The following is a 20,817-nucleotide window of genomic DNA, read 5'->3' as shown; positions in this document are numbered from 1 at the left end:
CTCTTATCGCATCGCATCATATCGTTTAGAGATGGAGGCGAGACATCAGGGACGAGATACCATGGATACGACCTGGCGAGACAAGGGTATTGTCCGATGGACGATCATGGGCCTTCTGGTGGTCGCGTTTCTCGGCGCGGCGGCATGGTACGTGAACGAGCAGAATAACCGCGGCCTGCCTGAAGGATTTGCTGCCGGAAATGGCAGGTTGGAGGCCGACCAGATCGATCTCGCGACACGGCTTGGCGGTCGCGTCTCCGAGATCCGCGTTTCAGAAGGCGATCTCGTGCAGGCCGGCGATGTCGTCGCAGTCATGGATACGTCGGAACTCCAGGCACTGCTGAGCAGCGCTCAGGCAGACGCCGCGCGGGCCGAAAGTCAGATCAACGAGGTGCGTGCTCTCATTCAGCAGAGAGAGGCGGACCTGGCTCTGGCACGCATCGAGTTCCAGCGAACCGAACAGCTGGCCGAGCGCGGGGTCCAGTCACAGGCGCTTGCCGATCGCGCCAAGGCGACACTTGCCGTCGCAGAAGCAGCGGTGGAGGCGGCGCGGGCGCAATTATCCACGGCCGAGCGGGCAGTCGACGCCGCGCGGGCGCTCGCCACTCGTTATGAGACGCAGATTGCCGATTCAACTCTGACCGCACCGGTGTTCGGGCGGATATTGTATCGCTTGGCGCAGCCGGGCGAGGTTATCGCGGCAGGCGGCCGCGTCGTCACGATCATCAACCTCACCCAAGTCTATATGGAAATCTTCCTTCCGGCGGCCGCCACCATGCACACGCCCATCGGCGCAGAGGCACGCATCCGGCTTGACAATATCGACTACGCCATCCCTGCGCGTGTCAGTTTCGTCTCTCCGGAGGCGCAGTTTACGCCACGCACGGTGGAGACGTACGAGGAGCGGGCCGATCTCATGTTCCGGATTCGCGTCCGTGTGCCGGAGGAACTGGTGCGCTCCTATGTCGACCACGTCCGTACCGGCCTTCGCGGTGTCGCCACCATTCGTCTCTCCGGCAATGACACCGAGCCCTGGCCTGCCGAGTTCGTCGGCAAGCCGATCCCGGAAGATGCCTTGCCCAAGGCGGAGTAGGCCATGCAGGGAAGTCCCGCCCCGCTTGCCCGTCTCCAGGGGCTCACCCACCGCTACGGCCGGACCATCGCGCTTGACGACGTAACTCTCGACCTGCCACGCGGGAAGATGCTCGGCGTGATCGGTCCTGACGCGGTGGGAAAGTCGACGCTTCTGGGACTGCTCGCCGGGGTAAGGCGTCAGCAAATCGGCTACCTTGAAGTGCTGGGCGGGGAGCTCAGACGGCCGGCCAACCGCAGGATGGTTCAGCCCCGCATCGCCTACATGCCGCAGGGCCTGGGAAAGGCCCTCTACAAGGAACTCTCCGTCCGCGAGAATATCGACTTCTTCGCTCGACTGCATGGTCGCGACAACCGGCATGGAGCGCAGCGGATTAACCGCTTGCTTCGTGCCACGGGTCTCGATCCTTTCCAGGACCGGCCGGCGGGAAAGCTCTCTGGCGGCATGAAGCAGAAGCTGGGCCTCTGCTGTTCGCTGATCCACGAGCCTGAATTTCTCATTCTCGACGAACCCACGACCGGTGTCGATCCCCTGTCCCGCCGTCAGTTCTGGGACCTGATCGATGAGTTGCGCCGCGAGAGCGGCGAGATGAGCGTGCTGGTGTCGACCGCCTACATGGAAGAGGCGGCCCGCTTCGACTGGCTCGCGGCAATGGATGACGGCTGTGTGCTTGCGACCGGCAGCCCCGCCGAACTGCTGGAACGAAGCGGGACCGAGAACCTTGAAGCCGCCTACGTCTCCTTCCTGCCTCCGGAAAAACGCGGCGCAGCGTTTGACGGCGGGCCGATCGCCAAGCGAGAACTCGACGGCGGCGCCCCCGTCATCATCGCGCGGGGGCTCACGAAACGCTTCGGCGCCTTCACCGCGGTCCGCGACGTCAGTTTCGAGATCCGTCGCGGCGAGATCTTCGGCTTCCTGGGCTCCAATGGCTGCGGCAAGACCACCACGATGAAGATGCTGACGGGACTTTTGCCGCCTACCGAAGGCGATGCCGAGGTCTTCGGTCGGCCGATCCGCCACGGTGGGACGGTGGGCCGCGAGGATGTTGGCTTCATGTCGCAGAGCTTCACCCTCTACGGCGAACTGACGGTGGTTGAGAACCTGCGCCTGCATGCCCGCCTCTACCATCTGGAACCCGACTATGCGCGCGCTCGGATGCGGGAGTTGCTGCTGGATTTCGGCCTGTCGGAACACGCCGACGAGCGGACCGGCAAACTGCCTCTCGGGCTGAAGCAGCGTGTGTCGCTGGCCTGCGCGGTGCTGCACGAACCGCCGATGCTGATCCTCGACGAGCCGACATCGGGCGTGGACCCGGTCGCGCGAGACGAGTTCTGGAAGCTGCTCACCCGCCTGGCCCAGAACGACGGCGTGACGATATTCATTTCCACGCATTTCATGAACGAGGCCATGCGCTGCGACCGCATTTCGCTGATGCATGCGGGGCGGGTCCTGGTCTGCGACACGCCGGAAACGCTTGCGCACGAGGCGGCATCAGATTCTCTGGAGGAGACGTTCATCCGCTACATATCGGAAGCGGACCGCAGCCTTGCTGAACCACCTGCGCCCGCCCCCGAGACAGCGTTGGACCCCGTCGGGCGAAAGCGAGGCCATTGGCTGACGCGGTGGCTGCCTTACCGGATGCTTGCCATCAACCGGCGTGAACTGCAGGAGGTCATCCGCGATCCCGTGCGCCTCGCCTTCGCCTTCTGCGGCAGCATGATCCTGATGCTTCTCTTTGCCTATGGCATCTCTATCGACACCGAGGGACTGACCTTCGCCGCATTCGATCAGGATCGGACACCCGAAAGCCGGGCTTATCTCGCAAGCTTCGAAGGGTCGAACATCTTCATCGAGCGCCCCGAGGTGCATAGCGCCGATGATTTACACGCCCGAATGCGCAGCGGCGACATTGCGCTTGCCATCGAAATCCCTCGAGGCTTCGGCCGGGCGGGCACGGCAGGCGAACCGACGGAAGTCGGGGCTTGGATGGATGGTGCCAACACCATCACCGCCTCGATTGTCGAGGGTTATGTCGAGGGGGCCCACGCCGCCTTCCTGAGCGACCGGGCGATCCGTGAGGGAATGGCCGACCTTCTGGTGTCGCAACTCTCGATCGAGCCGCGATATCGCTACAATCCCAGCCTTCGCAGCCTGACATCGATGGCTCCGGCCGTGCCGGCCATCCTCCTCATGCTGTTTCCCGCGATCCTGATGGCGGTGAGTCTTGCCCGCGAACGGGAGCTCGGCACCATCACCAATTTCTATGTCACGCCGACGACACGTGTCGAATATCTCCTCGGAAAGCAGCTTGCCTATGTGATCATCGGCTTTGCCAACTGGTTGATCCTGACAGCGATGGCCGTGTTCCTGTTCGACGTACCCCTCAAGGGCAGCCAGGGCGCACTCGCCCTCGGCGCCGTGACTTACGTCTTTGCCTCGACCGGGTTCGGACTGGTGGTCGCAAGCTTCGCCAGGACCCAGGTGGCCGCGGTCTTCGCCACCACGATCCTGGCGATGATGCCGACGGTCATGTTCTCCGGCTTGACGCAACCGGTTTCGACGCTTGAGGCTCCGGCGCGCATGATCGGCCAGCTTTGGCCGACTAACTACTTCATGCAGATGAGCCTCGGCGCATTCAACAAATCGATGGATTTCGTCCAGCTTGCACCGAATATCGTGATACTGTTGGTCTTTGCTCCGGCCTTTCTGATCTTTGCCACACTGTTGTTGCGCAAACAGGAGGCCTGACATGCGGCATATCGGCAATATCCTCTATCTGAGCTGGAAGGAACTGATCTCTCTATGGCGCGAGCTTCTGCTGCTCCTGCTTGTCCTCTATTCGTTCGGCCCGGGGCTTTACATCGAGAGCTCCGGCGGTGGCGACTTTCTCAGCAATGCCCATGTCACATTCGTCGATGACGACGGAAGCGCGCTGAGCCGCGGACTGAGGACCGCGCTTTTCCCGCCCTACTTCCTGGAGCCGGACGTGGCGGATCCGGATACGGCGGAGCGCATGCTGGACTGGGGCGAGACCACCTTCGTCGTCACCATACCGGCAGGTTTCGAGGCTGATCTAAGGGCAGGACGCCATACCGAGGTGCAGATCCTGATCGATGCAACGAAGACGATGCAGGCGACGGTGGGTACCGGCTACCTGACCAAGATCATCTCGGACGAGGTGACCCGCTTCCTGGCCAGATCTGACGCTGCGAGGCCCATGAGCATCGATCTGGTGCTGCGCCGCGCGTTCAATCCGACCGGCGACAACGTCTGGCTTTCCGCAATTTCCGGACTGCTCGACCACCTGACCATGCTGACGATCGTCCTGACCGGCGCCGCCCTGATACGCGAACGCGAGCACGGCACGCTCGAGCACCTCATGGTTCTTCCCCTTAACGCCTTCGAGATCGCAATAGCCAAAGTGCTTGCGAACAGCGCCGTCGTCTTCTTGGCCTTTGTCTTCGGGCTCTACGTCGTCGTGAAGGCAGCGCTCGACGTCCCCTTCGCCGGCTCAGACGGACTGCTCTTGTTCGGAACGTTGATCTATCTCTTCGCAGCGGCCGCAATCGGCATCCTGCTCGGTGTGATTGCCCGCACCATGGCACAGTTCGCGCTGCTGATCATGCTCGTGATCATGCCGATGATGATCCTGTCCGGTGGCATGAGTCCCATTGAAAGCCAACCGATCTGGCTGCAGCCGATCACCTACATGCTGCCGTCGCGACACTACATGGAGATGGCGACCGCAATTGCCTTCCGCGGCGCCGACCTCTCCATCGTTTGGCCGAAGCTACTCGCCGTTTTCGTCTTCGGATCCCTCTATCTCGTCGGAAGCCTGCTGTTCTTTCGCCGTGCCGCGGCGGGAGCATGACCCATCGATTGTCGACGCATCCGTGACGTCGTCTGATCGGAAGCCGCGCAGGCCCGATGGTCGGGCCCGCGCGGCACAGGAGGCGCTACTCCGCTGGAGAGAGAGCGGGGACCTCCTGCATACCGGACCGCCGCAGGGGACGGCGGCCCGTGAGGATGCGCACCAGCAGGTAGAAGACCGGCGTCATGAAGATGCCGAAGAAGGTCACGCCGATCATGCCGGAGAAGACCGCCACGCCCATTGCCGAGCGCATTTCCGCTCCTGCTCCGGTGGAGATCACGAGTGGCACGACCCCCATGATGAAGGCCATCGACGTCATCAGGATCGGACGCAGGCGCAGGCGGCTTGCTTCGACTGCAGCATCGAACGGGGTGCGTCCTTCAAGCTCCAGTTCGCGGGCGAACTCCACGATCAGGATCGCATTCTTCGCCGACAATCCCACCAGCACCACCAGACCGATCTGGGTGAAGATGTTGTTGTCGCCGCCTGTTAGCCACACGCCTGTCAGTGCCGCCAGGACGCCCATGGGCACGATCATGATGATCGACAGCGGCAGCGTCAGGCTCTCGTACTGCGCCGCGAGCACGAGGTAGACGAGGAGAAGCGCCAGCGGGAAGACGACGATCGAGGAATTGCCGGCAAGGATTTCCTGGTAGGTGAGATCGGTCCATTCGAAGTCGATCCCTTGCGGCACCGTCTCCCGGACGATCTTCTCGATCGCTGCCTGCGCCTGCCCCGAGGAATAGCCCGGCGCCGGGCCGCCGTTGATGTCCGCCGATAGGAAGCCGTTGTAGCGGGTCGTCCGCTCCGGACCTGTCGTCTCCTCCACCTTCAGGAGCGCCGAAAGCGGAATCATCTCTCCCGAGCGCGAGCGCACCTTCAGTTCGCCTATGTCTTCCGCCTCCGCGCGGAACTTCGCGTCCGCTTGGACGCGTACGCTGTAGGTACGGCCGAAGGCGTTGAAGTCGTTGACATAGAGGGAGCCGAGGTAGATCTGCAGCGTTTCGAAGACATCTGTCACCGCTACACCCAGCTGTTCGGCCTTGGCCCGGTCCACGTCCGCGAAGAGTTGCGGCACGTTGATCTGGAAGCTTGAGAATATGCCGGCCAGTTCCGGTGTCTGATAGGCCTTGGCAAGCACGGCCTTGGTGGCTTCGTCCAGGACCTGATTGCCATAGCCGGCGCGGTCTTCGATCTGCAACTTGAAGCCGCCCGTCTGGCCAAGCCCGTTGACCGGCGGCGGCGGGAACATGGCGATGAAGGCTTCCTGAATTCCGGAATATTTCTGGTTCAGCGCCATGGCGATGGCGCCGCCCGAAAGCTCGGGTGTCTTGCGGTTTTCGAAATCATCGAGCGCCGCGAAGACGATGCCCGCATTCGAACCGATGGTGAAACCGTTGATGGACAATCCGGGGAAGGCGATGGCATGCGTCACGCCCGGCTGCTCCAGCGCGATGTCGCTCATGTTGCGAATGACCTCTTCCGTCCGGTCGAGCGTGGCGCCATCCGGGAGCTGGGCGAAGCCGATGAGGTACTGCTTGTCCTGTGCCGGCACGAAACCGCCGGGGACGGTCGTGAACACGCTGTAAGTGGCTCCGACCAGCGCCAGGTAGACGATCATGACCAGGCTCTTGTGGGACAGCAGTCCGCCCACGGTTCGCCCATAGCCGCTGGACGCAGCGCCGAAGACGCGGTTGAAGCCGCGGAAGAACCACCCGAACAGCCGGTCCATCAACCGCGTCAGCCAGTCCTTCGGCGCATGATGGCCCTTCAGAAGCAGGGCTGCCAGCGCCGGCGATAGCGTCAGCGAGTTGATAGCCGAGATCACGGTCGAGATCGCGATCGTCAGCGCGAACTGCCGGTAGAACTGGCCCGAGAGGCCGGTGATGAAGGCGAGCGGAACGAAAACCGCGACGAGCACGAGGGCAATCGCGATGATCGGTCCCGACACTTCCCGCATCGCCCGATAGGTGGCATCGCGGGGCGAGAGGCCGTTCTCGATGTTGCGCTCGACATTCTCGACCACCACAATCGCATCATCCACAACGATACCGATCGCGAGCACAAGGCCGAAGAGTGTCAGCGCGTTGATGGAGAAGCCGAAGGCATACATAACGGCGAAGGTGCCGATGATGGAGACCGGGACAGCGATCAGCGGGATGATCGAGGCGCGCCAGGTCTGCAAGAAGAGGATGACCACCAGGACAACCAGCGCCACCGCCTCGAGAAGCGTCTCCACCACCTTTTCGATCGACGCACGCACGAACTTGGTGGTGTCATAGACGATCTCGTATTTCACGCCTTCAGGCATTGCGAGCTGCAACTGGTCCATTGTCGCCGTGACGTTGTCGGCGATCTCGATGGCGTTCGAACCCGGTGCCTGCAGGACGGCGACGGCGACCGCGGGCTGGCCGTCCAGCAGCGAGCGCAGCGTGTAATCAGCAGCTCCCAACTCGATGCGCGCGACGTCGCGCAGGCGGGTAATCTCGCCATTCTCGCCGCTCTTGACGATGACGGCGCCGAACTCTTCCGGCGTTTCGAGACGCCCCTGCGCATTGACGTTCAGCTGGAGACCGGTTTCGGGAACGCTTGGCGACGCACCGATGATGCCTGCCGCCGCCTGAACGTTCTGCGCCCGGATGGCATTGCTGATATCGCTGGCGGCCAGCCCATGCTCCGCCGCCTTCTGCGGGTCGATCCAGACGCGCATCGAATAGTCGCCAGCCCCGAAAACCTGGACCTGGCCGACGCCCTCGATACGGGCAAGGCGATCCTTGATGTTGAGGGTCGCATAGTTGCGCAGATAGGTGATGTCGTAGCCGTCATCCTCCGAGACCAGGTTGACGACCATGATGAAGTCCGGCGAACTCTTCACCGTGGTGAGGCCCAGTGCCCGTACCTCGGCCGGCAGACGCGGTTCGGCCTGCGCCACCCGGTTCTGGACAAGCTGCTGCGCCTTGTCGGGATCCGTGCCGAGCTTGAAGGTCACGGTCACGGTAAGGACACCATCCGACGTCGCCTGGCTGGACATGTAGAGCATGTCTTCGACGCCGTTGATCTGCTCTTCGAGGGGTGTCGCAACCGTCTCGGCAATGACCGTAGGGTTGGCGCCGGGATAAGTGGCCCGCACGACGATGGATGGCGGCACGACCTCCGGGTATTCCGAAATCGGCAGGGCGCGCAGGCCGATCAGACCCGCCACCACGATCAGGATTGACAGGACCGCCGCGAAGACCGGGCGATCCACAAAAAATCTGGAAATATTCATGTCGGTACCCTCTCTCCAGGGCTGATAACAAGGCATGGGAAAGCCGTGCCCGCGACAGGAAGTGTCGCGAGCATCAGGTGCGTTTCAGGTTCAGAGCGCGGCGGTCGCCGGCTTTATTTCTCGCCGGCTTTATTTCTTGGCGACTTCCGCTGCAGTCTGCGGTTCGACGACCGCGCCCGGACGAATGCGCTGCAGGCCATTGACGACCACGCGGTCGCCCGGCTGCAAACCGCTTTCCACGATCCGCTCGCCCTCGACTGCAGCACCGAGCTTGATCTGGCGATAGGCGACCGTATTGGCCTGATCCACGACGAAGACGAACTTCTTGTCCTGGTCAGACCCTACCGCCGTCTCGCTGACGAGCAGGTGCTCCTTCTCCTTCGGCTCGCCCAGTCGGACCCGCACGAACTGGCCCGGTATCAACCGGCCGTCCGGATTGTCGAAGATCGCCCGCAGGCGGATCGTGCCGCTCGTGGCGCTCACCTCGTTGTCGATCAGCTGCAGCCTGCCGCGGACTGCTTCCTCGCCGCCAAGCGTCTGGATCTCCACCGGGACCTGTTCGAGCGCACGAACGCCGCCTTGCGACGGCAATTCGGCCAGGATCCGGGCAACGATATCCTCGCCGGCGTCGAAACTTGCATAGATCGGATCGACGGAGACGAGCGTCGTCAGAACCTGGGCAGCATCTCCGGCACCGACGAGGTTGCCTTCGGTTATCTCTAGCCTGCCGACGCGACCCGAAATTGGCGCCTTGATCTCCGTATACCCGAGGTTGATCTGTGCGAGTTCGAGAGCCGCTTCCGCCGAACGCAGGCTCGCCGCGGCTTCCCGCTCGGCACCTTGCCGTTGGGCGAGTTCACTCTGCGAGATCGTTTTCTTCTCCAGCAGGGTCTTGCCCCGCCGCAGTTCCGTAGCTGCCAGGTCAAGACGGGCCTTCGCGGAGGCAACCTGCCCTTCCGCCTGCGCCACAGCCGCGGCATAAGGAGCCGGATCGATGGTGATCAGCCGATCCCCGACGGAGACCAACCCACCCTCCCGAAAATGAACCGCTTGAATGGTTCCTGCCACCCGTGGCCGCAGCTGGACGCGGTCCACAGCTTCGAGCCGGCCGGAAAATTCCTGCCAGGTGGTGATGCTGCGCGGCTCCACGGCCGTCACCGTCACGGGAATAGCAGGCGCAGGTGCAGCCTCCGCCTGGGTCGCCTCGGCATCACGCGCAAAATCGAAACCGTCAAAGTCGAAATGGACCGCAGCTCTTGACAACGAGACGGCCAGTATCGCTCCGGCGCCCGCGAGGGCCCAGCTTAGCTTCTTCGTCATATCAATCTCCTTGCGGCCCCTGAGGCGGGCCGCCACCTTCTCAAATCAAGCCGTTACCGACGCAACTCCTGAACGAAAAGACGAAAGTGGGCGCTTATTTCCGACAGCCACGCCCCGTCTTCCTCGTTATAAATTCCCGACCAGCCGCTTCCCGCAGGAAAGACATGTCGGCGTACTTTCACACCTGCTTCGGACAGACGGTCGGCGTATCCGAGCGTCTCATCCCTCAGCGGATCGTCTTCCGCCGTCACCACCAGTGCAGGCGCAACGGCGGCCAAGCGCGAACACATACAAGGCGCTGCATAGGGATGCGTGAACCCGCAAAATCCGCGGAGATAATGCATCCAGCCATCGGACCAGCGTTCCCGCATGCCGATCGCGTCCGCCTTGCGGATCGACACCGAACTCATCGTCGGGTCGATCAGCGGCGACAGGAGCACCTGCCCTGCAAGGACTCCCGGCATCTGGTCCCGGGCCTTGAGAGCGATGCCAGCCGCCACATTTCCACCAGCCTCCTCGCCTGCAATCAGGATCGGAGACCGGGCACTGCCCAGTTTGCGTCGCCGTGCGGCTAGGCAGCGCAGCGCTGCAAGACCGCATTCGACGGCGCCGGGAAACATGTTCTGCGAGATGCTTCCGTAGTCCGCCTCGACAACAATCGCGCCGCCATTGGCAAGCGCTCCGGCGATGGGCGTTTCACGTTCGGCAGTTTCTTCCTGTTGGAAAGCACCGCCGCGTAGGTATAGGACGAGCGGGGGAGCCTTTTCCTTCATCGGCGGCTCGTAGAACCGAACCGGCATGGTTGTAGCGGCCGGCAAACCCAACTCGACCTGTTCCCATCGCATCTCCATCGAAACCTCTGCCTGCTCTTTACTCAAGGCAGCTTCTTGTTTCCCTGATGCCACCTGATATTATTGTTCAGTAGAAACCGCACAAGTTTCCCGTTCGTACTTCACTATCCACTATATCGGGACAATGTTGCCTCGCAACGAGATCGTGCCATGGATCAACTTTCTGCTATGCGTGCCTTCGTTCGTGTCGTCGAAACCGGGAACTTCACCCGCGCCGCCCGCTCGCTCGACATGTCCAAGACAACCGTCACCAACATGGTGCAGAACCTGGAGGGACACCTCATGGCAAAGCTCCTGAACCGCACCACCCGTCAGGTCGCCGTGACGACCGAAGGGGCCCTCTACTACGAGCGCGCGGCCCAGTTTTTGACCGACCTCGATGAACTGGACGGCAGCATTTCCTCCTCCCAGGCACAGCCATCCGGCCGACTTCGCGTGGAAATGGCCGGGGCCTTTGCCGACCTGATCGTCATCCCATCGCTCTGCGACTTCTACTGCAGGTATCCGCAGATCTCGCTCGACATCGGGGTTGGCGACCGGCTCGTGGACTACATCGCCGAAAATGTCGACTGCGCATTGAGGGCAGGCACGCCGACCGATCAGTCGCTGATCGCCCGCAAGGTCGGTGAGATGAGCCTCAAGACCTACGCATCTCCCGGCTTCATCGAGATGTTCGGCATGCCGGAACATCCGAGGGATCTCGAAGCCCGCTTCTTCTCCGTCGGATATCTCAACGCCCAGGCCGGAAAGGTCCTGCCGATGGAGTTCCGGCGGGGGGAAGAGAGCTTGGAGATCACGCCCCGCTATGCGGTCTCGGTCAACGACAGCCGCAGTTACGTCGCCGCCGCTCTGTCCGGCATGGGCGTGGTACAGGCGCCGCAATTCATGGTTCGGGACGCCGCCGAACGGGGCGAACTGGTGGAAGTCATGACGGAATGGCAGCGGGATCCGATGCCACTCTACATCGTCTATCCTCGCACCCGGCACCTTGGTAACCGCGTTCGCGTCTTCGTCGATTGGCTGGTCAGGCTCCTGAAGGAAACCAGCGCCAGCGACACCCCACCGGCTCGCGCTATATCCGCAGGGAAGAAGCAGAAGGTCACGGCGGACCCCACTCCGGTCGCAGTCGCGGCGGAATAGCGAGCTCGGCGCAGCGGCATTGAAGTTCCAAGCTCGCCAATGGATGCGGGCTGTCCAGGAGCGTCGGGTTTAAACCCGGTCAGCCAGTGCCGCTGCAACGCCCCGCAATTCGGCTAGGCCCTTGAGGCGGCCAATTGCAGGATAGCCGGGCTGCGCGCCACGCTCCAGATCGTTCAGGATATCCTGTCCGTGGTCTGGCCGATAGGGAATGATACTGTCGCTGCGCCCCACTGCGCGACGCCGTTCTTCCTCCCGCAGCAGAGCGGCGACGACTGCCACCATGTTCGTGTCGCCTGCAAGATGCTCGTCCTCGTGGAAGGAGCAGGGGATGCCCCGCGTTTCCCGCTTCACGTTGCGAAGATGGGCAAAGTGGATACGCGAGCCAAGGCGCTCCACCATGCCCGGAAGATCGTTATCCTCCCTGGCACCCAATGAGCCAGTACAGAAGGTGATCCCGCTTGCAGGGCTTTCGACGGCCCCAAGCACGGCCACATAGTGTGCTTCGGTCGACATTATCCGCGGCAACCCCAGCAGCGGGAACGGTGGGTCATCCGGATGGCAGCAGAGGCGCAGACCGAGTCGCTCTGCATGCGGCACCACTTCCGTCAGGAAGTCGATGAGATGGCCGCGCAGGCGCTCCTCGTCGATGGCCTCGTAGCGGGCAAGCTGGACCTTGAGGTCGTCCAGCGAGGGCTGTCCGGTCGCGCCTGGCAGTCCTGCATTCACATTGCGCGAAAGCTGGAGACGTCGCTCTGCCGGCATGCTGGCAAAACGACTTTGTGCTTCAGCGCGCAGTTCAACCGGGTATTCATCTTCCGCGCCTCTGCGGCGCAGGATGAAAAGATCGTAGGCGATGAAATCCACCAACTCGAACCGCATGGTGGTTCCGCCATGTGGCACGCGCCATGCGAGATCAGTGCGGGTCCAGTCCAGCACGGGCATGAAGTTGTAGCAGATCACCTGAAGCCCCGCCTTCGCAAGGTTCTCCAGGGACTGGATGTAGGTCGCAATGTGTTCCCGCCATGGCCCTGTCTGGGTCTTGATCGCTTCCGAGATCGGCAGGCTCTCGACCACCTCCCAGGCGAGCCCGGTCGGAGTGCCGCGGCTGTCGTACGCGACCTCCCGCTGGCGCCTGGCTATCTCGTAATTAGTCCACACCTCTCCGTACGGCACATGATGGAGCGCGGAGACGATGCCCTCTGCTCCTGCCTGACGGGCGTCCCTGATGGTGACCTTGTCAACCGGCCCGAACCATCTCCACGTCTGTCTCATGGTCTGCTTCCCTAAAGCCTGAACGCTCAGCCGAACGCGAGGTTCGGCAGCCAGAGCACGAGGCCCGGCATGAAGAGCATGGCCAAAATCAGTGCGATGATCGTGGCGACGAACGGCAGCGCCTCGATCGTGTATTCTTCGATCTTCACGTTCATGAGCGAGCAGACGGCATACATGGCCACGCCGACTGGCGGCGTCATTCCGCCGAGCGTGACGATGCTCATCATCAGGATGCCGAAATGCACCGGGTCGATGCCCACCTGCGTGATGATCGGCACGAAGATCGGCGTCAGGAGCAGCACCAGGACGGTACTCTCTATGAAGCAGCCGGCAATCAGCAGGAACACGAGGATGACGAGGACGATCATCGCCGGGCTCTCGATGCCGGCCAGCATCCATGAAGAGATGCCTTGCGGAACCTGGAGATAGATGATGGCGAAGCCCACCATGCCAGACATCAGGATGATGATCATGATCAGGCCGATATCGGAGATGGCATGCGCGAAAGCGCGCTTCGTCTTCTCGAAATCGAGCTCCTTGTGCGCAAGGAACCCGACAAGAAACGCGTAGACCACGGCGAAGGCGCCAACCTCGGATGGCGTGAACACGCCGCCCCGGATCGTCAGGACGAGGGCGACGGGGAAGAACAGCGCCCACTTCGCGCCCCAGACGGCCGATGCTAAGGCTTTGAAGGTCGGTCGCTCCGTGTTGGCGACGACATAACCGCGACGCTTGGCGACGAGATAGGTCGTCGTCATCAGCCCGATCATCATCAGCAATCCCGGTATGATGCCGGCGATGAAGAGGCGTCCGATCGAGACATTGCCGACATAGCCGTAGAGGATGAGGCCGATGCTCGGCGGTATGGTGGCGGTGATCAGTGACCCCACAGCGATTGCCGCGGCAGAGAAGCCCTTCCCATATCCCTTCGCGATCATCGTCGGGCCGAGGATGCGCGCTTCCATTGCCGCATCGGCGACCGCCGAACCGGACACACCGCCCATGACAGTCGAGAGAACGATGGCGACCTGCGCAAGCCCGCCTGCCATCCAGCCGACCGCGACATAGGAGAACTTGAAGAGGCGGTCGGTGATGCCGCTCTCGTTCATCAGGTGACCCGCAAAGACAAAGAAGGGAACCGCCAGCAACGGGAAGCTTTGGCTCATCGTCGCGATCTTCTGGACGGCGATCGAGATCGGCATGACCGGATCATTGAGGAAGAAGACGAAACCGGAGATGCCGATGGCGAAGGCTACGGGCATGCCAACGATCATGAAGGCGAAGAAGAGAAGCGTGATCAGGCCCATGTCAAAGTTCCGCCGGAGTGCTGAAATCGGTCTCGGTGCGCGAGTAGACCAGCGTCCTGCCGTCATCGCGGCGGCGCCACGTCCTGACCATGTTGGCAAGCAGAGCCACGCCGATCATCAGGCAGCCGACCGGCACCGCAGAGGTGACCCAGGCGTAGGAAAGACCGCTGTCACCGAACTGACGCTGGCTGTTCAGAACCGTCAGCCGGTAGCCTTCGACCGCAAGGAAACCGAGGAATACCAGGATGATCAGCGACATGACGTATTCAAGCCACAACCTCTGGTGCGGTTTCAGCCAGCGGATGAGGAGGTCGATCCCCAGATGTCCTTTTTCGCGCATTGCGCGGGCCGCTCCGAAGAAGCAGAGCCAGATGAACAGGAGCTGCGCCATGTCCACGGACCAGATCAGCGGATAGCCGAAGAAGCGCATGATGGCGGCAAGGAAAACAAGCACGACGATGATGCCGAGAAGGAGCGCCGCAATGGCAAACTCCAGTTGCGCCAGGCGTTTGAGCATGGGACCGACCTAATTTGGAAGATGGGTGGGGGCAGCTGAGGCGCCCCCGTTGGGCAGCCTTACTCGGCTGCGATCTTCTGGAGCTTCTCGCGCAGATCGGCGTAGCCCAGGGTTTCATAGACGCCTGCCGTTGCCTCCTGGAACGGCGTGACATCGATTTCTGCGATGTTGACGCCTGCGGCCTTGAGATCTTCCTCGATCTTCGCAAGCGCATCGCGCGTGCCATAGGACGCGACATCACCGGCCTTCAGTGCCTCCTCCCGCAGGGCGGTCTGCAGTTCGGCGGGAAGGCCGTCGAACCAGGCGGCGCTTGTGACCAGTCCCGTGATGAGATTGATGTGACCGGTCTTCGTCAGTTCCTTGGTGACCTCGAACAGCTTCGCCCCCTGCCCGGCCGGCAACTGCGCTTCGACCGAATCGATCACGTTCTGCTGTAGGGCCGAATAGACTTCGGCGAACGGCATGGGAGTGGGTGTAGCGCCCATGGCCTTGATGGTCTCAACCCACACCGGGGCGCCCGGCGTGCGCATCCGGTTTCCCGCAAGATCGGCCGGCTTGGTGACGGGGTTGTTGGTCCACAGCTGGCGCTCGCCCTGCCACCAGTTGAACGAGAGAACCTGATGGCCCGAAGCCGACTTGAGGCTCGTCACCCACTCCTCGAACAGGGGCGAGGTCACGATCTTACGCATCCCGTCATAACCTGACGCGAGATAAGGAGCGCCGAGAACGCCAAATTCCTTTTGGAAGACGGCGAGGCGTCCGCCGTCGACGACGACCGCAACCGGCGCGCCGGCGCGGGCCTGCTCGAGGACATCCTCATCGGGACCGAGCTGCGAATTTGGGAAAAGCTTGACCTCGATCGCCCCATTCGTTCGTTCCGAGACGGAATCGCGGAAGCTCTCGAGGCCCTTGTAGAGCGGGTCATCCGTGGTAAGTGCGGTGTTGATGCTGAGCGTATAGTCGGCAGACAATGCGGGTGACGCGATAGCCAGGGCCGCCGTCGTCAGAAGCGTGGTGATGGAAATGAGTTTCACGATATTCCCTCCCTTGGATGAAGCGGGTGGCCCTCCAGCCCCCTCTGTGCAAGACTAGTATGGTAGTATACAGAAAGTCAACATGAGCGATTTCAGACTGAAAGCCTTGCCGAACGACCCTTCATCTGCACGCCAGACGAGCGTGGGCGGTCGCGTCTACGACGCGCTTCGCTCGGCGATCGTGCAACTTCAATTGAGGCCGGGGAACAATTTGTCGGAAGCCGAGATCGCCGGGCAGTTGGGCGTCTCGCGACAGCCTGTGCGGGAGGCCTTCATCAAGCTGAGCGAAGCAGGTCTGGTCGAGATCCGTCCGCAGCGGGGAACCTTCGTTCGGTTGATCTCGAAGCGGGAGGTCGAGAACGCGCAGTTCCTGAGGGAGGCGATTGAAGTTGCAATCGTCCGGAAGGCCGCTTCACAAGCGCTGGCTCCGGACCACCTGCGTGATCTCATCGAGCAGCAACGCATTGCTGCAGCAAGAGAAGATCATTCGGGCTTCCTGCGGCTTGACGAGCAATTCCATCAGGCGATTGCGGCAAGCGTCGATTGCGAAGATGCCTGGCGCGTGCTCGACAGTCTGAAGGCACAGATGGATCGGGTCCGCTATCTGTCGCTGCCCGAGGCGACGCCGCTTGAGGTCATCATTGACCAGCATGTCGCAATCGTCGATGCGATAGCAGATGGGTCCCCGGCCGCCGCCGAAGAAGCCATGCATGCTCATCTTCGAGAGATCCTGAAGTCCCTGCCAATGCTCGCCGAGCGGAAGACCACGTTCTTCGCCGACTGAAGCCTGAGGGCCAGCGCGTAGAGGGTAGGCTGAGGCTAGATACCACGCACTGCGAGGTAGACGGCATAGAGGCTCTTGCTGGCGGTGATGAAGAGGCGGTTTCGGCGAGGCCCGCCGAAGGCGACATTCGCCACAGTCTCCGGCACGAGAATCTTCCCGAGCAGATCGCCTTCGGGAGAGAAGCAGTGCACCCCGTCACCCGCGCTGGTCCAGACGTTTCCTTGGACATCAACCCGGAACCCATCCGGTAGACCCTTGTCGATCTCGCAAAAGACGCGTTCGTGGGAGAGCCCCCCGTTATCGTCGACATCGAACGCCCTGATATGCCGAGGCGCGTTCGGGTCGTGGCTGGAGGCGGAATCGGCGACGTAGAGTATCCTCTCGTCCGGCGAGAACGCGAGCCCGTTCGGCTGGCCGAAGTCTGTCACGACCGCAGTCAGTTCGCCGCTCTTCGGGTCAAGCCGGTAGACATTGCGGGTGGCCTGCTCTGGCTCCGCCTGGAAACCTTCATAATCGGAGAGAATGCCGTAGGTCGGATCGGTGAACCAGATCGTATCATCCGAACGCACGACAACGTCGTTGGGCGAGTTCAGCCGGCGACCACCGTACCGGTCGGCAAGGACGGTCAAGGATCCGTCGATCTCCGTACGGGTTACCCGACGCCCCCCATGCTCGCAGGAAACCAGGCGACCCTGCCGGTCGCGGGTATTGCCGTTGACGAAATTGGAGGGCGATCTGAAGACGGAAATGCCGCCCTCCTCCACCCATCGAAGCATCCTCTGATTGGGGATGTCGCTGAAGATGAGGCACTGCAAATCCGCAAACCAAACAGGCCCTTCCGCCCACCGGCAACCCGAGTAGAGCTGATCCAGATCAGAACTTCCAACCGTCAGCCGGCGGAAGCGTTCGTCATGGATTTCGTAGATCGACTCTGGCTTTCCCATGCGTATCGTCCGTTGGTTTGATGAAGCAGTTACCGCGCCGCCGGCTTGCCGCCCGCGGCGAGTATCACGCCGATGATGATGAGCCCTGTGAGGATGAGGCGGACGCCGGCCCCGAAGCCGTATGTGTTGAGCATCGACACCACCAGAAACATGAAGAGAGACGCTCCCCAGATCCCCGGCACGTTCGAATTCCCTCCAGCGACTGCCGTGCCACCGATGACCACGACGGCAATGGACATCAGCAGATACTCAGCCCCCATGTTGAGAGCAGCCCCACCGGAAAAACTGGCGAGCAGGTATCCGCACAGCGAGGCAAGAACGGCGCAAAGAACATAGGTGATGAAGCGCGTGCCATCGACGGGAATGCCGGCCATCCTCGCTGCGAACGGGCTCTGCCCGATCGCCGAGATCCATCGGCCGTAGATCGTCTTCTCCAGCAGGACCCAGGCGATGACCGACAGCGCTGCTGCCACAATCGCAACGTTTGGAACACCGAGCGTGTAGGAGGTGCTGAAATCCGCCAGTGCCTCCGGAGGCTTGATGCGCAAGCCGCGATTGGTCCAGATTGCCGAGGACTGCACGATGAAACTCATCGACAGGGTGGCAATGATCGGCGGGATTCGCAGCAGCTTGATGAGTGCGAAATTGGCCACTCCGATCGCAATGCCGATGGCTATCGCCAGGATCAGGCCAAGCAGGACCATGCTGTCCTGGACGTCCATGACCTTGAGGGCAACGGTGCCGGAAAGGGTCATGGTGGCGGGAACGGAAAGGTCGATATTGCCCGGGCCGAGCGTGATCACGAACATCTGGCCGATGCCGACCACGATCGAAAACGCAGCAAAGGTCAGCGCCGCCTGCGTCAGCCCCAGCGAACTTGAGCCGCCCGTGAACAGGACCGTAACGACCCAAACGATGACTGTCGCAGCAAAAGACCAGATCCACGGCCTGCCGGAGAGGCTGTTCAACATGGTCACCGCGACTTCTCCCGCTTTTCCATCCTGTTCAATGCAAGCCGCATCGCAAGCACGATGATGAGGATCGCTCCCTGCGCACCGATCTGCCAGTCAGGAGAGATGCGCATGAACGACAGGAAGGATCCGGCAAGGGTCAGCGTCAGGGCCCCGATCACCGCGCCTACCGGGGATACGCGCCCACCAACGAATTCGCCGCCGCCGAGGATTACCCCGGCGATGGACAGCAGCGTATAGCGGAGCGCAATGTTCGCATCGGCGGACGTGGTGAGCCCCACGAGCGCGATCCCCGCCAGCACGGCGAAGAAGCCCGCAAGCGCATAGGCTCCCGCGCGGATGCCGATGACCGACCACCCCGCCCTTTCCACCGAGCGCATGTTGCCCCCAACGCCCCGGATCAACACGCCGAATGTGGAGCGCATGACGAGAACATGCGTCAGGACAGCAATCACGAGACTGGCAACGATCGCCATCGGAACGTAAGGCGGCTTCGCGGTCATCAGCGCCCGGGCCCAATCCGGCGCCGCGCCTCCCGGTGATGGCAGCATGAGGACGGCGAGACCTGCCCACACGAAGCTCATCCCCAGCGTCACAACGATCGAAGGTAGCTGCCGCAGGTGAATGACCACGCCGAGCGCGGCGTAGACGGCAATGGCACCGGCCAAGATCAGTATCCCGATGGCAGGCGAGGCCTGCAGGAAGGTGGCGGTAACGCAGGCGCAGAAGCTGACGAACGCTCCCATGGAGAGGTCAAGATCGTTGACCGCCATGACGAGCATCTGAGCCACGGTCGCGAGCGCGATGGGTACTGCCAGGTTGAACAGGAGGTTCAGGCCCGTATAGCTCATGGCCCGCGGCTGCATGTAGAAGACCGCGGCAAGAAGCACGGCCAGCGAGACCGCCGGCAGTATCGTCCTTATGGCGCCCGAAGAGAGCTTCATGCCGCTTCACCTCCTGCGAAGGAGGCTGCCAGCACGTTCTCCTCGCTGACGTCTTCACCAGTGAGATGGGCCGCAATCGCCCCGTCACGGAAAACATAGACGCGATCACAGAGGCAGATCTCGTCCATTTCGGTGGAGTACCAGATAAAGGTCCGGCCGTTCTCGGCCTCCGCGCGCAGAATGTCGTAAACCTCCTGCTTGGTTCCAATGTCCACGCCCCGCATCGGATCGTCCATGAGAACCACCTTGGCAGAGGTTGCAAGGGCGCGGGCAAAGAGGACCTTCTGCTGGTTTCCGCCCGACAGAGACAGGATTGGATTGTGCATGTTCGGGGTTCGTATCTCTATCCGCTTCTTCCAGCCTTCGCTGACCCGATCTTCCTGTTCAGCGTCGATCAGATTGCGCGACGAGAGCGTCTTCAGGGAGGAAATGCTGAGGTTCTTCAATATGCTCCAGAGCGGGAACGTACCGTTCAATCCGCGGTCTCCTGCCACGAAAGCCATCTTTGGCTCGCGCACTGGCAGCCAGTTGCTGTTCGCCGACAGATAGAGATCGAGGAGTGCCTCGGTCTGTCCGTGCCCACCCAGGCCAGCAAGACCGATGATCTCGCCCTCGAATGCCTCAAAGCGCGTGTCGGAGGCAGACGCCGCAGGAACGGACAGGATCGGTGTTCGCCGTTCGCGACCGAAGACGCGCCTTTCGGCGCGCTCCCGCACGACGCTCCCCATGGTTTCGACGAGACGTCGCGTATCGAACTCCCGGGCAGCCCTGTCGGCGACCACTTTGCCGTCCTTCATCACGACGATCCGGTCGGAGGTTGAGAGAATTTCACCTAGGATGTGTGAGATCAGCAGCACGGAGCCCCCTGAGCCGACGAACCTCCGCACATAGGCCATGAGCTGCCCGGCAAGAGCAGCATCGAGCGACGACGTAGGTTCATCCAGGATGACGAGCCTTGGCGCTGCAGAGACGGCAGCGAAATTGATCGCGATCTCGACCATCTGCCTCTCCGCGATGCTGAGGTCCTCGACAACGCTGGCACAGTCAATGCGGTGGTCGGGGAAGATATCGGACAATTGCTTGCTGACGAGATCGATGCCGCGTCTTCGCCAGCGACCGCCTCCCAGGTCACCGTGCATGATCCGCGCATTCTCGGCGATCGTCAGGTTGGGGCACAACGACAGCTCCTGGAAAACGCACCGCACGCCATTCGCCCGTGCACGGGCGATACCCGGAGAAGCTGTGTCTCCGCCATAGGCCAAGGTCCCCTGCTGAGGCGAGAGCGCGCCATTGATCACGTTGACGATGGTGGACTTGCCCGCCCCGTTGTGACCCACCAGTCCGACGCACTCTCCGCTTCGGATGACCAGGTCGGCACCGTCCAGCGCCTTCACCGCACCGAAGGCCACCTTGACCCCGCGAACAGCTACGACCTCTTGATTGAGCACTGCGTTATCCATGGAGATGCTGTCTTGCCAGCCGTTCGCGACACAAGTACCGG

Annotated in this window: 16 protein-coding genes; 5 read left to right on the top strand and 11 right to left on the bottom strand. The window is 62.1% G+C overall.

Translation table 11 applies throughout. The annotated features are described in order from the left end of the window. Window positions 1–61 precede the first annotated feature (61 nt). From ACEPP2_RS17590 to ACEPP2_RS17580, 3 genes are read left to right on the top strand one after another with little or no spacing between them, the layout of a single operon-like run. Window positions 62–1,093: an HlyD family secretion protein gene (locus ACEPP2_RS17590; RefSeq protein ID WP_395517347.1), complete on the top strand. Its 1,032-nt coding sequence runs from the start codon at window positions 62–64 to the stop codon at window positions 1,091–1,093. 3 nt (window positions 1,094–1,096) lie between these two features. Continuing rightward, window positions 1,097–3,841 (top strand): ribosome-associated ATPase/putative transporter RbbA, encoded by a 2,745-nt coding sequence (gene rbbA / locus ACEPP2_RS17585; RefSeq protein WP_395517346.1) that lies wholly within the window; start codon window positions 1,097–1,099, stop codon window positions 3,839–3,841. A 1-nt stretch (window position 3,842) separates the two neighbouring features. Beyond that, the gene (locus tag ACEPP2_RS17580; RefSeq protein WP_395517345.1) at window positions 3,843–4,964 is read left to right on the top strand and encodes an ABC transporter permease; all 1,122 of its coding nucleotides are present in this window, start codon (window positions 3,843–3,845) and stop codon (window positions 4,962–4,964) included. 85 nt (window positions 4,965–5,049) lie between these two features. Here the strand turns inward: ACEPP2_RS17580 and ACEPP2_RS17575 are convergent, their stop codons facing one another. The 3 genes from ACEPP2_RS17575 to ACEPP2_RS17565 form a co-directional block, all read right to left on the bottom strand. Continuing rightward, on the bottom strand, window positions 5,050–8,232 hold the full coding sequence (locus ACEPP2_RS17575) for an efflux RND transporter permease subunit (RefSeq protein ID WP_395517344.1): 3,183 nt from the start codon (window positions 8,230–8,232) through the stop codon (window positions 5,050–5,052). A gap of 129 nt (window positions 8,233–8,361) precedes the next feature. After that, on the bottom strand, window positions 8,362–9,552 hold the full coding sequence (locus ACEPP2_RS17570; RefSeq protein WP_395517343.1) for an efflux RND transporter periplasmic adaptor subunit: 1,191 nt from the start codon (window positions 9,550–9,552) through the stop codon (window positions 8,362–8,364). Window positions 9,553–9,605: 53 nt separating this feature from the next. Next, a complete protein-coding gene (locus ACEPP2_RS17565; protein ID WP_395517427.1) occupies window positions 9,606–10,403 on the bottom strand; it encodes an alpha/beta hydrolase fold domain-containing protein in 798 nt (265 codons plus the stop codon). 150 nt (window positions 10,404–10,553) lie between these two features. Here ACEPP2_RS17565 and ACEPP2_RS17560 point away from each other — a divergent pair, with 150 nt between their 5' ends. Continuing rightward, on the top strand, window positions 10,554–11,543 hold the full coding sequence (locus tag ACEPP2_RS17560; protein WP_395517342.1) for a LysR family transcriptional regulator: 990 nt from the start codon (window positions 10,554–10,556) through the stop codon (window positions 11,541–11,543). A 69-nt stretch (window positions 11,544–11,612) separates the two neighbouring features. Here the strand turns inward: ACEPP2_RS17560 and uxuA are convergent, their stop codons facing one another. From uxuA to ACEPP2_RS17540, 4 genes are read right to left on the bottom strand one after another with little or no spacing between them, the layout of a single operon-like run. Further along, a complete protein-coding gene (uxuA, locus tag ACEPP2_RS17555; protein WP_395517341.1) occupies window positions 11,613–12,815 on the bottom strand; it encodes a mannonate dehydratase in 1,203 nt (400 codons plus the stop codon). A gap of 26 nt (window positions 12,816–12,841) precedes the next feature. Next, entirely contained in the window at window positions 12,842–14,122 is a 1,281-nt protein-coding gene (locus ACEPP2_RS17550) for a TRAP transporter large permease (protein WP_395517340.1), read from the bottom strand. 1 nt (window position 14,123) lies between these two features. Next, a complete protein-coding gene (locus ACEPP2_RS17545) occupies window positions 14,124–14,639 on the bottom strand; it encodes a TRAP transporter small permease (RefSeq protein WP_395517339.1) in 516 nt (171 codons plus the stop codon). A 59-nt stretch (window positions 14,640–14,698) separates the two neighbouring features. Next, window positions 14,699–15,673, bottom strand: coding sequence for a C4-dicarboxylate TRAP transporter substrate-binding protein (locus ACEPP2_RS17540; protein WP_281978614.1), 975 nt, complete (start codon window positions 15,671–15,673; stop codon window positions 14,699–14,701). Between the two features lie 82 nt (window positions 15,674–15,755). Between ACEPP2_RS17540 and ACEPP2_RS17535 the strand changes: the two genes are divergently transcribed. Then, a complete protein-coding gene (locus tag ACEPP2_RS17535; RefSeq protein WP_395517338.1) occupies window positions 15,756–16,457 on the top strand; it encodes a GntR family transcriptional regulator in 702 nt (233 codons plus the stop codon). Window positions 16,458–16,492: 35 nt separating this feature from the next. Here the strand turns inward: ACEPP2_RS17535 and ACEPP2_RS17530 are convergent, their stop codons facing one another. The 4 genes from ACEPP2_RS17530 to ACEPP2_RS17515 are packed head-to-tail and all read right to left on the bottom strand — an operon-like array spanning window position 16,493 to window position 20,776. Beyond that, a complete protein-coding gene (locus ACEPP2_RS17530) occupies window positions 16,493–17,401 on the bottom strand; it encodes an SMP-30/gluconolactonase/LRE family protein (RefSeq protein WP_395517337.1) in 909 nt (302 codons plus the stop codon). A 29-nt stretch (window positions 17,402–17,430) separates the two neighbouring features. Beyond that, window positions 17,431–18,372, bottom strand: coding sequence for an ABC transporter permease (locus tag ACEPP2_RS17525; protein ID WP_395517426.1), 942 nt, complete (start codon window positions 18,370–18,372; stop codon window positions 17,431–17,433). A 2-nt stretch (window positions 18,373–18,374) separates the two neighbouring features. After that, window positions 18,375–19,316, bottom strand: coding sequence for an ABC transporter permease (locus tag ACEPP2_RS17520; RefSeq protein WP_395517336.1), 942 nt, complete (start codon window positions 19,314–19,316; stop codon window positions 18,375–18,377). Next, window positions 19,313–20,776, bottom strand: a complete 1,464-nt coding sequence (locus ACEPP2_RS17515) for an ATP-binding cassette domain-containing protein (protein ID WP_395517335.1) — start codon at window positions 20,774–20,776, stop codon at window positions 19,313–19,315. The genes ACEPP2_RS17520 and ACEPP2_RS17515 overlap by 4 nt, the downstream gene beginning before the upstream one ends. Window positions 20,777–20,817: the final 41 nt, after the last annotated feature.

The sequence above is a fragment of the Pseudorhizobium flavum genome, from assembly GCF_044142885.1.
GTDB lineage: Bacteria > Pseudomonadota > Alphaproteobacteria > Rhizobiales > Rhizobiaceae > Neorhizobium > Neorhizobium flavum.
This window is presented reverse-complemented; position numbering and strand designations above follow the sequence as displayed.